This window comes from Bradyrhizobium sp. UFLA01-814 (assembly GCF_046718885.1).
Classification (GTDB): domain Bacteria; phylum Pseudomonadota; class Alphaproteobacteria; order Rhizobiales; family Xanthobacteraceae; genus Bradyrhizobium; species Bradyrhizobium elkanii.
In genome coordinates this window covers 1-12,601 of sequence record NZ_JAQOSR010000053.1, presented here as the reverse complement: position 1 = coordinate 12,601, position 12,601 = coordinate 1, and the positions used below count along the sequence as shown (strand labels likewise).

Annotated in this window: 8 protein-coding genes; 5 read left to right on the top strand and 3 right to left on the bottom strand. The window is 56.5% G+C overall.

Annotated features, from left to right (window positions below; genetic code table 11):
- The first annotated feature begins 620 nt into the window (after nucleotides 1-620).
- From nolL to PMN64_RS17945, 4 genes are all read left to right on the top strand, one after another.
- Entirely contained in the window at nucleotides 621-1,733 is a 1,113-nt protein-coding gene (gene nolL, locus PMN64_RS17960; protein WP_411781588.1) for a nodulation factor fucose acetyltransferase NolL, read from the top strand.
- A gap of 362 nt (nucleotides 1,734-2,095) precedes the next feature.
- Nucleotides 2,096-4,765 (top strand): PAS domain S-box protein, encoded by a 2,670-nt coding sequence (locus tag PMN64_RS17955; RefSeq protein WP_411781587.1) that lies wholly within the window; start codon nucleotides 2,096-2,098, stop codon nucleotides 4,763-4,765.
- Nucleotides 4,762-5,439, top strand: a complete 678-nt coding sequence (locus PMN64_RS17950; protein ID WP_411781586.1) for a response regulator transcription factor — start codon at nucleotides 4,762-4,764, stop codon at nucleotides 5,437-5,439. The genes PMN64_RS17955 and PMN64_RS17950 overlap by 4 nt, the downstream gene beginning before the upstream one ends.
- Before the next feature lie 93 nt (nucleotides 5,440-5,532).
- Nucleotides 5,533-5,919: a response regulator transcription factor gene (locus PMN64_RS17945; RefSeq protein ID WP_411781585.1), complete on the top strand. Its 387-nt coding sequence runs from the start codon at nucleotides 5,533-5,535 to the stop codon at nucleotides 5,917-5,919.
- Nucleotides 5,920-6,027: 108 nt separating this feature from the next.
- Here the strand turns inward: PMN64_RS17945 and glmS are convergent, their stop codons facing one another.
- The 3 genes from glmS to PMN64_RS17930 all read right to left on the bottom strand — a co-directional run bounded on the left by glmS (nucleotide 6,028) and on the right by PMN64_RS17930 (nucleotide 10,932).
- Nucleotides 6,028-7,854: a glutamine--fructose-6-phosphate transaminase (isomerizing) gene (gene glmS, locus PMN64_RS17940; RefSeq protein WP_411781616.1), complete on the bottom strand. Its 1,827-nt coding sequence runs from the start codon at nucleotides 7,852-7,854 to the stop codon at nucleotides 6,028-6,030.
- Between the two features lie 1,509 nt (nucleotides 7,855-9,363).
- On the bottom strand, nucleotides 9,364-9,474 hold the full coding sequence (locus tag PMN64_RS17935; RefSeq protein ID WP_411781584.1) for an alpha/beta fold hydrolase: 111 nt from the start codon (nucleotides 9,472-9,474) through the stop codon (nucleotides 9,364-9,366).
- 192 nt (nucleotides 9,475-9,666) lie between these two features.
- Nucleotides 9,667-10,932 (bottom strand): MFS transporter, encoded by a 1,266-nt coding sequence (locus PMN64_RS17930; RefSeq protein WP_411781583.1) that lies wholly within the window; start codon nucleotides 10,930-10,932, stop codon nucleotides 9,667-9,669.
- A 1,124-nt stretch (nucleotides 10,933-12,056) separates the two neighbouring features.
- Here PMN64_RS17930 and PMN64_RS17925 point away from each other — a divergent pair.
- On the top strand, nucleotides 12,057-12,601 hold a 545-nt coding region (locus PMN64_RS17925), incomplete at its 3' end, for a GDP-mannose 4,6-dehydratase (RefSeq protein WP_411781582.1).

Below are 12,601 nucleotides of genomic sequence, written 5' to 3'. Positions count from 1 at the left end.
ACGGTTCGCCTTCCTCCGGGCACGGAGCGACGCAGCGCGTTTAGGGACATCCGTGACTATGGATCACGCATCGATCAAATCGCCACGCGGCTCCTGAAGCACGACCAAAATTGATTTCGGAACGGCTCGGCCTGGTCGCCTCAGCCCTGTCGTGGAGCCGCGGTTGTCTTCATGCACGGTGGATGCCGAGCCCTGTGGCTTGCTCCCGAGAAATGTGATTGGCCTACTCGGCGCAAGCCGGACTCTTGAACGCACATTCAGGCAGGAAGAAACGATTCAGTCTCATGGCGGAATGCTCAACTTAGTTCAATCGGATCGGGTGACAATCTGCAGACGAAAGAAAGCGCAATCCGCGCTTGGACGACCAGGACACGGACCTCGCCTGTTCGACGCGAGCGACGCATCTACTCGCCAGCGCACTCATCTGAAACGATGCAGCGTGACGCAGCGCCGGCCGGACTTGACGTTTTGGACGACACACCAGAATTACAAGGCCGTGGACACCACTACACGGCCTGAGTAAACCCTTGATGCAAGTCGTCTGCCTAGAGGCCGCACAACTATCTTTAAGGAACGGATGTCCCGGAACGGTGCTGCGGCACAACCAAGCTAGAGGTTTTATGCTTTATCGCGCAACTCCATCGACTGGCCACGGCTCACACGCGGCCGGAGCAGACAAGCGAGATCTAAGCTTTGACTTTGCCAAAGGCATGCTCATCATCTTGGTGATCATTGGACATTTGCTTCAATACGTCATCTACCGAGACAATGGCTACTGGGATTCGCCGTATTTCAAGTCGATCTACATGTTTCATATGCCTCTCTTTATGGCGATAAGCGGATATCTGTCTTCGAGAGCCCTCCTTGGAAAATCATTCGCTCGTAGCATCAAAGAGCGCGCAACCCAATTGTTGCTGCCAACGCTGTTTTGGTGGGCCATTTTGGAGGCGGTTAAAGTTGCGGTGTTTTTGCCCTCGGGCAGTATAGTTGGCGGAGATTTTTTGAACGATTTAGTCGGTTCTTACTGGTTTATATGGGCAACATTTGCTTCTTTCCTTGTCGTAAAGGGTCTTCTGACGATCTTCCGTCGCCTATCGATGTGGATTGTAGGCATGTCTGCATTTGCTGTCGCAGTCATGCCCGTCACCTTTTCCATAGCGCCCTTGCTTAGATACACTTACCCATTCTTCTGCCTCGGATTCTTGCTCTCCCAGTCGACCGAACGTCAGACACGCCTTCTTCCACGCAACAAAATCCTCTTGATGTTCGCTCCCGCTGCAATTGCTTGCGCGTGCTTTCTTGCTTGGAGCAAAGAGACTTACGTCTACAACAATCTCGCCCTGATTCACGACACTGCCTCGGCTGAGCAAGTGTTGCTGATGTTCGCTGGCTCTGCAGCGGCCTCTTGGATCGCGTTTGAAATAATCGCTCAGCTCTGGAAACTCAGTTCCTCAAATCGAATAGCTCGTTTTATCGCGGTGGAGCTTGGCCAAAGCACGCTGCTTCTCTATCTGCTCCAGGGCACCGTTTTTCGCCTCATGGACTTCGTTCAGTTCGGAGAATTATGGGATATCTCGACCAGACTCTCCGTCGCCGGCATGCTTGGGGTGTCAATCGTTGTCATCGCAATGACCGTTCGCTTCATTGTGCGCGACTTCGGATGGTTGTCTCGGATTGTAGTCGGAACCTCGCCGCGCTCGGAAGCACTCAAAGCCCAGTCGGCGACCAACTGATCAACTCCTCTCGGCTGTGGCAAAAAGCGTCAATCTGCGAGACGCCCTAGGCGCCTGTACAACACGCGTTTACAGCAGACCAGTCCACGACGATCCGCTTCAGCAATCGATCGCAGTGGGGTGGAGATGCGGGCCAAAAATGCTTGAGGTAGCTCGGGCACGGTTGGCAGCTTCGATATTGGAAGGTTTAAAAGAACTATACGAACGTTTGTAATGCGCCTTGCTTCGGCTCATGCTGAGTTTAGTGACCGCCGACCGTTTTCGGCACCGCCCCCAAAGTGCTGTTCGGGGCGAAAGGAATTGCCGCATTTTTGCCCAATATGTTAACCTCTTCCGCCAGAGAATGGCGGACGGCTGCAGGCATGTATAATCAGCTCACCAAGTTCGGACATTCAGTAGGGCAGCTTGCTTTCGGTAGCATTACGCTGGCGGCGGTGACGCTAACTTCCGGATACGTTAACAGCCACTTCGCGGCGACAGCGTTTGCCTATCTGGTGGTGATATTGCTGTTTTCGCTGATGGGTAGCTTCATCGCATCATCTGCGCTCTCTATCCTCTCCGTCGCGGCTTTGGCCTACTTGTTTACGCCACCAACATTCAGTCTCCAGATTGACGACCCCCAAGACCTTCTTGTGCTTGTCGCTTTCCTTTCCGCATCAATTGTCGGAACGCAGCTAATCAGAAACGTTCGCCACGAGAGGGAGACTGCGCGTGAGATCGCAGCCAAGCTACGGAACAGCGAGGCCGATTTGCGTGACCGCGAGAAACGATGGCGCGCGATCTTTGAGCACAATCCGGTCATGTACTTCATGGTCGATGAAGCCGGAACGGTCCTTAACGTCAACACCTTCGGCGCGACACAACTCGGCTATGCGCCCGAGGAATTAGTCGGCCTATCTGTGCTGAAGATCTTTCGGGACGAAGATCGCGAAGTTGTCCGCAAATGCATAGGAGAGTGTCTTACAAATATCGGCCAATCGCACACCTGGGATATCGAGAAGGTGAGAAAGGACGGCTCAGTGCTGTGGGTGCGCGAAAACGCCAAAGCCATGCTGTGGGCTGATGACAAGCCCATCGTCCTTATCGCTTGCGAAGATATCACTGAGCGAAGACGGACTGTACTTGCTCTGAAGCGGAGCGAAGCCCATCTGGCCCAGGCGCAGGAATTGAGCCACACCGGCAGCTTCGGCTGGAACATCGCCACCGGCGAGGTTTTTTGGTCCAGGGAGAATTATCGTATTTTTGAATACGATCCTGAGATCAAACCGACACCGCAGCTCGTCCTTGACCGCACCCACCCCGAAGATAAGGCTTCCGTCCAAGACGTTATGAATCGAGCGTTTCAAGGCCAGGATTTCGAGCACGAGTACCGACTGCTGATGCCCGATGGGTCGGTAAAGTACATTCACGCGCTGGCACAGGCCACGAGAACCGCGTCTGGCGATATCGAGTTTGTCGGGGCGGCGACTGATATCACGGCAGCAAAGCAGGTGGAACAACAGCTGCGCCGGAGCGAAGCCTATCTGGCCGACGCGCAGCGGCTCAGTCACACGGGCACCTGGTCCTGGGACTGCAACCGTCGCTGCTTTGCGTATCGCTCCGCCGAAGTCAGCCGCCTGTTTGGCTTCGACCCGGAAGAGCCTATATCGCTTGATGCCATCAGGTCGCGCATCCATCCAGACGACTTGGCCCTGCAGCAGGAAGTGCAGCGTCAGGCCATCGAGCAGAGGACAGGGAACTTCGAATATGACTTCCGAATCCGCCTTCCAGGTGGCGCGATAAGGTACATACACGCCATTGCGCACGCCGTGGTAGGAAGCGATGGTTCCACCGTCGAGCTCATCGGAACGCATATGGATGTCACCGAGCATCACGCAGCCAGGGAACGTCTAGAAAACACCCTTGCTGCGCTGCGCGAAAGCGAGCAGCGCTTTCGCGACTACGCCGAAACGGCGTCCGACTGGTTATGGGAAACCGGACCAGACCACCTGCTTACCCAATTCTTGGAGCACGCCAGCGCCGCGGGCGTCGTGGCGAAAGGGGTCATCGGTCTGCCCCGCCGGGAAATTGCGCGCGACGTCGAAGAAGAACCCGACAAGTGGCGACAACATCAGGCGACGCTAGACGCACGTCTCCCATTTCGAGATCTGATCTACCGAACCGTCAACCGGCACGGCCGTCCGACCTACGTCCGGACCAGCGGCAAGCCCTTTTTTGACGGAAGCGGCAACTTTCTTGGCTACAGGGGTGTCAGCACCGACATCACCGCGATGATTCGGGCAGATCAGGCCGAACAAGAGCTGAGGAAGGCCCAAGCTGAGTTAGCGCATGTGACGCGCGTAACGACGCTTGGCGAGCTGACAGCCTCCATCGCCCACGAAGTAAACCAACCGCTCGCCGCCATCATCAGCAACGCCGATGCGTGCCTTGGTTGGCTGGGTCGAAAGACACCTGATCTTCCTGCTGCGCGCAGCTCGGTGGAGTGGATCATCGAAGACGCGATCCGGGCAAGCGAAGTGATCCGCCGCATCCGGGCACTTGCGAAGAAAGGCGAGATCGAAATGGTCACAATCGATATCAACGATGTCGTCAAGGACGCCATCGCGCTGGTGATACGCGAGTTGGCCAATCACCAAGTCACCCTGCGGACTAAGTTGGCGCCGACGCTTCCCGCGATTCTGGCCGACCGTGTTCAACTGCAGCAGGTGATCATCAATCTCGTGATGAACGGGATCGAAGCCATGCAAACGATTGACGACCGCACGCGCGAACTCGTGATTCAGTCATCCCTAGATGATATGGGCCGGGTGCAACTCTCGGTGACTGATTGCGGCATCGGGATCGCCGAGGATGATGCGAACCGCATCTTGGATCCGTTCTTCACCACCAAAGCGAGCGGCCTTGGAATGGGCCTGTCGATCTGCCGTTCCATTGTGGAGGCCCATGGAGGGCGCCTGTCAATCGTCCGCAAACAAGGGCCGGGCGCGACCTTCCAGTTTGTTCTGCCCTTGCATAAGGAGATTGTATCGTGATTGGGCGCTTTGATACGCCGCGAGAAAGCAGAACGGCAACGGAGCCGACAAGTGCGACCGTGTTCGTTGTCGAAGATGACGCCTCGATGCGTCGGTCGCTCACAAACCTTTTTCAACAAGTTGGACTGGACGTGGTGACTTTCGGATCAGCCCACGAAATGCTGCAGAGCAACGTTCCGGACGTTGTCAGCTGTCTGGTTCTGGACATCCGACTACCGGGACAGAGCGGGCTCGAGTTCCAGGCTGAGCTGGCAAAGTCGAATATTCGCATTCCGATTATTTTCATCACCGGCCACGGCGACATTCCAATGAGCGTCAGGGCCATGAAGGGAGGAGCGGTCGATTTTCTCACCAAGCCGTTTCGCGAGCAGGAACTTCTTGATGCGGTGGCGGCGGCGACCGAACGGGATCGCAAGAGACGTGAGGCCGAGCAGACAGTTGCGAATCTGCGATCTTTGTTCGAGACCTTAAGCCCACGCGAGCAAGCGGTATTGAAGCTGGTCGCTACTGGCCTGATGAACAAGCAAATAGCTGCTGAGCTCGGGCTCGCCGAGATTACCGTCAAGATCTATCGGGGGCACGTGATGAGAAAAATGCGTGCGCGCTCGCTCGCCGATTTGATCAGAATGGCTGAGAAGCTCGGACTTCACGCCAACCGCGGCGAACAAACCTAAGTATGATTTTACAAGCTCGCTCCTCATGCCCACTTTATCTTCCAAGGTGCTGATGCCGTCGGCAAGCGCTTTCCAGGGTCAGGAGGGCTGGTCTTGTCCACGCCTTTGATTTCCGTTGTCGATGATGACGCCTCAGTCCGGGCTGCGATAGAGAACCAGCTCAAGTCGCGCGGCTACATCGTCCATACATTTGCGTCGGCCAAGGAGTTCCTGGAGTCGCCTCAGCTGGACGAAACGTCCTGTGTAATTACGGATGTGCAGATGTCGGTGATGAACGGCTTGGATCTGGTCGCGGAGATGCGAGCTCAGAATTACGACGCGCCTTTCATCCTCATCACGGCATTTCCCAATGACCGGGTTCGTGCCGCTGCGCTGGGTGCCGGAGCCGTTGGGTTTTTGGCGAAGCCCTTCACCGCACATATGTTGATCAAGTGCCTTGATACCGCACTGCAGAAGCGCCGCGGCGGCGGCGGCGACTGAGCCAACAAACCGTCCGCTCTATCCTGCATCTGATCGAGCGCCGCTTTGCCGGCATGCACGCCGAACGACATGCACAAACCGCGAGGAGCACTTCCGGCGACTATCGGCTTATTCGACCGTTACCGATTTCGCGAGATTGCGTGGCTGATCGACGTCCAAGCCCATCAGGATGGCCGTGTGGTAGGCCAAAAGCTGCAGCGGAATAGCATAGACCATCGGCGTAAAGGTTGCAGCCATGTCGGGCAGAACAATGGTTGCGATAGATCCTATTGCGGCTTCCGAAGCCCCCTTTGCATCGGTAATCAGGATGATGTTACCACCGCGAGCCGCAACTTCTTGCATGTTCGAGACCGTTTTTTCGAAGAGCCGATCGTACGGCGCGATCGCCACCACCGGCACGGCCTCGTCAATCAGCGCGATCGGACCGTGCTTGAGCTCTCCGGCGGCATAGCCCTCTGCATGAATGTAAGAGATTTCCTTCAGTTTGAGCGCGCCCTCCATCGCCAGGGGAGATGACGTGCCGCGGCCGAGATAGACCACATCACGCGATTTGGCGATCTCATGCGCGAGCTTCTCGATCTGCGGCTCGATAGCCAGCGTTGCCGCAATCAGCGGCGGAACTTCGATCAGTTCGTTGACTAGCTTGATTTCATCGATTTCGGACAGTTCGCCTCGTTCTCTACCTGCGGCGATCGCAATCGCCGCGATCACCATCAGCTGGCAGGTAAAGGCTTTGGTCGAAGCAACGCCGATCTCCGGCCCCGCCAAGGTCGGCAGCACAACTTCGCTCTCGCGCGCGATCGTTGACGTCGGGACGTTGACCACAGAGATCGTGTGCAGCCCCTGTGCCTTGGCGTAGCGCAACGCGGCTAGCGTGTCGGCGGTCTCCCCGGACTGCGAGATGAAGATCGCAAGATCCCCCTTGCGTAACGGCGCTTCGCGATAGCGGAACTCCGAGGCCACATCGATCTCGACCGGCACGCGCGCCAGTCGCTCGAACCAGTATTTGGCAATTTGGCCGGCATAGCTCGCCGTACCGCAAGCCGTGATCCAAATGCGCTGTATGGCCTTAAAGTCGAACGGCCCTTCGGATGGCAGTTCTATGCGCCTGCGAGCCATATCGACATAGTGCGCCAGGGTCTGCCCAACCACTTCCGGCTGTTCGTGTATTTCCTTGGCCATGAAGTGACGATAATTTGCCTTATTGACCAAGAGCGACGACGTGCCATGGCTTGACGCTTCGCGGTGGACGATGCTGCCGCTCGAGTCATAAATGACGCCGTTCGCACGGGTAAGCACGGCCCAATCGCCGTCTTCAAGGTAGATGATGCTGTCGGTGAATGGCGCAAGCGCAATAGCATCCGACCCTAGATACACTTCGCCATCACCATACCCAATCGCAAGCGGCGATCCCTTGCGCGCGCCGATCATGAGGTCCTCGTGGCCGTTGAACAGAAACGCCAGTGCGAAGGAACCGCGCAGCCGCGGCAACGAAGCCTTCACCGCGTCCTGCGGCGAGTAGCCATTCTTCAAGTAGGATTCGACGAGATGTGCCACCACCTCGGTATCGGTCTCGGAGGCGAAGTCCGCGCCATTCTGTTCCAGTTCGGCACGTAGCACACGGAAATTCTCGATGATTCCGTTATGAACGACTGCAACGTGGTCCGCCATATGTGGATGTGCGTTGCGCTCGGTGGGCTTGCCATGGGTGGCCCAACGCGTGTGGCCAATGCCAGCGTGACCCGACAGTGTATCGTGATGCAACTTCTCCGAAAGGCGTTTCAGCTTGCCCTCGACACGCCTGCGCTCGAGGTAGCCGTTCTCGAGTGTGGCGATGCCTGCCGAGTCATATCCGCGATATTCTAGTCGCTGGAGTGACTCGACCAAATGTCCGACGACCGGACCACGACCTAGGATGCCAATAACTCCACACATGCCGATCAATGCGCCCCCACGTCAAACCACGACGATGATTTCAGAACCACAGAACAATAAATTGATGGCGGATTCGCTGTAGAGGCCTGGCGCGGATGGACCAGGGCTGGATGTTCTCCGTCCATCCATCAGCGTCACGCAAAGTGCGAGCTAGATCGAACGTTTTAGCCATCTAAGCTCAATCAGCTTCACCGCTGCTTGGCGACCCACCGCTGGCTAACCGGAAATACGACAGCAGACGAAAGCGGGTCCCAGATGAGCCGAACGTTCAGGCAAGTCTTGACGAACGCGCGTGACAGCCAGTTCGCGCGTAAGCAGCCCCTTCGCGCGATACGGAAGATGGTGATCAGGGTCGCATTGAACAGGCTGCGTGGATACGTCTTGCAAGCCGGCTGGCCCTTGAGATAGACGGGGTTCGATCGAGGGCGACGAACCGCTTACCCTGCGGTAGAACTTCATAATCGCAGGCCCCTCATCTTGCCCCGCGCCCCATCAAGCGCATTCATTGTCCTCTCGTCAAATCTCACAAGAACAATCCGCTTCTCATCTTCTCTCCGGATATGTTCTGCGGCTGAATGACGTGGCTCAACCTGCTATGCGTCTCGTCACGCGTATCGTGAATCGCTTTTGGCAGGATCCAGCCCTTAAGGAGGGCGATGCCAAGATTGATGCAAGCTGCGTTAATTCGATAGGAGCAAGACTAGGTCAAGAGAGAACGATGGCTCAATTGTACGGAGGTAATGCCCCGATATCGAAACGTTTGAAGAACTATACGAGCGTTTGTAACCGCTTCCACCGACGCCAACGCTACCGCGCAAACGGGCCACGTCCTAAGGACCCTTTCTCGTTGCTAGCGCAAAAGGCGCCGGCCGTGTACTTCTCGCAGACACACGCAAAACGCTGCCAAATCCGATCTCACCTAGTGACGTGAGATTAAAGGCATACGGTCACGGCTTCCTCACCGCGTAGCTTTTCCAGATCGGATCTGAGGCTTCTAAATCGACCTCTGTGTCTGCGGGGATCGACAGCAAAGAAGCGATCGAGCATGGCATGCACCTAATCCGCAACTTCGATCGTGGTGAAACGTCCGTCGAGCATCGTCATCGCTGTAACCAGCTCTGGACAGATCTCCCTGATCGAGGCCGCACGCCATGTTCACTAGCGGAACATCAGCGATCAATATAGGCCAGGGGGAACCCCGCAGGCTTTCTCCGCCAGCATCGGGTCATAGTTCAAAATGGCGTTCCGTATCATCGATAGACCGCATGCGACGGCGTTTCTCGCAATGCGGAAGCACATGGGTCTCATAGACCGTCTTTCGCTGATCGGGTCCGTCGAAATCACAGCCCGGTTTCACGCATTCGCCTTCAAGATCGCTTAGATAGACGAATCCCCTTCACCGTCCAGGGGCGGCTTAACCTGGCGAGATTTGCGTAAGATCAGCGATGGCCTGACAATTGTATCAATCATAACAAACCCGCGGCCAGCTTGCGGATAGTGGCCGCACAATTAGAACGCGATCCGACCTCCCATGCTGTGGCCGATCACGACCGCCTTGAACAGCTCAAGTTCAGCGCATTGCCAAGCGATATCGTCGGCAAACCCTGCGACGGTATACACCTCGGGGCGTCACTGAAGCCATTTCCGAAGATTGACCGCCACGGTCCACCGCCTCTGCGCGAAATGGATGAGCTGTGGCGAGAAGATGCCGAACCATTGATCAGGAGGAGCGCCGGGTCTGCGCGGCGGCCGATCAGACCTCAACGTGCCACAAACGTACACCCGTAGCGGTCCAACAAGACCAGTTTGAACTTATGGGAGATCACGGTTTCTCCTCTTGGCTCGAGCTTGCATTTGGGCCGACCACGGCGACGCATTGGCGGGAAGAACGACACCGACGTAGGCGGCTACCGCCAATAACGAAAAAGCAAGCATTACCACTGCCATCGAAAGCAGCGAATGCCCGTCAGAGAGCCCGACGACTAAGGCGCTGGACAACGCGGCGCCTGCCATCTGTGCGAATGCTCGTGCCGCGCTCGTAGTTCCCGCGATTTCTGGCATAGGCCGCATTGCCTCGCTGATAACGTACGGCGAAATCAAGCCGAACGACGACCCGACGCCCGCCAAAATCAACAACACCACAACAGCCGATTTGTCCCCCACCAATGCCATGAGAAGCAAAGATACACCCATGATGGTCGAGAGTGTGAGGCCGACCGCAAGCAGCTGCGCGGACGATGCACCGCGGCCACAGAAACTCCTGTTGAGCCAGGCACCTGTCACGATCGACAGCGAGCTTGCTCCAACGATCGTACCATAAGCGTTGGGACCGAGAACGTTGGAGAAGAACAGCGATGATCCAGTGACGGAGGCGAATACGGCTCCGGCCGCCGCCGCATTGCAAAGGATGTTTCCGACGCAGACCGGGTGACGCAGCACGCGACGATAGTTTCGGACGATCGTTGTAGGATCGAATCCAACGCTTTGATGGACTTTGGCACTTTCTCTGAAGCACGACATCGCCGTAAGCAGAATCAATCCTCCTGCGATAGGTACGACGTAGAGGGTCCGTAAACCGTGCGCTGGAATGACAATGTCAACCATTGGTGCAACCATCGGAACAACGGAGATTGCCAGAACGACGTTGGTCATCTGTACCCTTCCGGTCTCGCTGTTGAAGAGGTCCCTCACAATTGCGACCGCAGCAATCCCGATGATAGAAGCACCGATACCCTGGAGCGTGCGAAAGAACAGGAACAGTGACAAGGAGTTGGAGAGAGCGCACCCTACGCCTGCAACTACCACGAGTACGCAACCGCCTAGAACGATTGGCTTACGGCCGAAGCAATCCGATATCGGTCCGCAAACGAGAAGCGTCATTCCAAAACTCATGACATAGGCGCTCATCGCCACAACGACGTCGCCTGCCGTCGCTCCGAGGTTGATTCCTGTCGCCGGCAGACTTAGGGCAATCATGTCAACGCCGAACGCAGACAATGACGCCATAAGAGCCAGCAACAAGGTGCATGAGAACGAATCGCGATGAATGAGCACGGTCGGTTTTCTCTTGATGGGCATCGAGCTAGCGCAGCACAGTTTCAAGATGTTGATCCTCAACAGACGGTGCATTCATCGCGGTCTGCCTCATTGATCGGGGAATTGGTACCTTCGTGCCCCGCCAGCCAAGACGTCTTCCATGATTCTGACCAATTCGGCATATCGAGCAGAAGCCCGACATAACGAAACACGTTAGCTTTCTTTCGCTAGTGAGATCTTCTCGCGCTTGAAATCCTAATCCGCTTCCGACCATCTGGTGCAGGCTACGACCGCTCGAGAGAAACTCGCCCAATTACTTGGCTACGACGCCGTCGCTTGCCGCGCTCGAGGTACGAATCGCAAGTGAGGCGTGACGTTCGACCGTTGATCTGCCACGAACTGTTGACGCCGGCGCGTCGCTTTAGGCATGGTTCAAGCCTACAACCTAACGCTGCGTGAGATTCAAGCTGTTTTTTGATGGTCTCGCAGACTTCATTCGTACTGCCGGAGTGAAGCGCCACTACTTCCCACCCCGATCCCAGGAAGGCACTCCTCGCGGAATGCAGACGCAGGTCGCAAATGCTGAAACAATCCGCCGCGCGCCCGATTCCGAAGAACATTTGCTGCGGATTTGTGCGCGCGACAATGCCGCTACGACGGATACGGCGGGTCAGATAGCTCCCTGACCACATTCTATGGCTATGACAGCCTGTGACGGGAATGATTTCGGTCCATGGCTATCGCATATATCGAAGAGCAGCACGTCCGTATGCATCGAGGTGCAACCCGCAGCGTATCCCGCCGAACGGCATGCCGGTGACAGTGACCGCGGCGGAACACAACGCCACACGCCGACTTCGTATTAGGGACTTTCTTCGCCGTGATCACGTCGCTTTGATACGGCCTCGAACGCATGTGCACTGAGATACGTTTGTTGCATGCTTGTCTGTGGCGCGCTAACCGCGATGTCCTAGCTCCTAACGCCTGAACAAATGTTCGGGGTCTGCAATGCTATAAATCAATGTATATGATGTGCTTGCCGATATGATGTGTATGGTTAGGTGAAATATCGCTCTCCTCAAGGTGATAGCAGGCCCTATCTGACTTCTTGAAAATTAATTCCAAAAGACGATGCCAGGATGCCTGTTCGCGCAACTGGAAAGGCAATGATGGCTCAGGACTCAAAGCGGCGCGTTGCGCTGATCACCGGCGTTACCGGGCAGGACGGCGCGTATCTCGCCGAATATCTGCTCGGTCTCGGCTACACCGTGCACGGGATCAAGCGCCGGTCATCCTCGTTCAACACCGCCCGCGTCGACCATCTCTACCAGGATCCGCATGCCGGCAACGTGCCGTTCCTGATGCACTATGGCGACATGACGGATTCGACCAATCTGATCCGCCTGGTGCAGCAGATCCGGCCGACCGAGATCTACAACCTCGCCGCCCAGAGCCACGTCCAGGTCAGTTTCGAGAGCCCGGAATACACCGCCAACGCCGATGCGATCGGCGTGCTGCGGCTCTTGGAGGCGATTCGCATCCTCGGCATGGAAAAGGAAACGCGGTTCTACCAGGCTTCGACCTCGGAGCTTTACGGGCTCGTGCAGGAGGTGCCGCAGAAGGAAACCACGCCGTTCTATCCGCGCTCGCCCTATGGCGTCGCCAAGCTCTACGGCTACTGGATCACGGTGAACTACCGTGAGGCCTATGG

Coding starts and splice junctions, on each gene's coding strand:
- PMN64_RS17955 (WP_411781587.1), top strand. CDS start 2,096: ATGTATAATCAGCTCACCAAGTTCGGACATTCAGTAGGGCAGCTTGCT.
- nolL (WP_411781588.1), top strand. CDS start 621: ATGCTTTATCGCGCAACTCCATCGACTGGCCACGGCTCACACGCGGCC.
- glmS (WP_411781616.1), bottom strand. CDS start 7,854: ATGTGTGGAGTTATTGGCATCCTAGGTCGTGGTCCGGTCGTCGGACAT.
- PMN64_RS17930 (WP_411781583.1), bottom strand. CDS start 10,932: ATGCCCATCAAGAGAAAACCGACCGTGCTCATTCATCGCGATTCGTTC.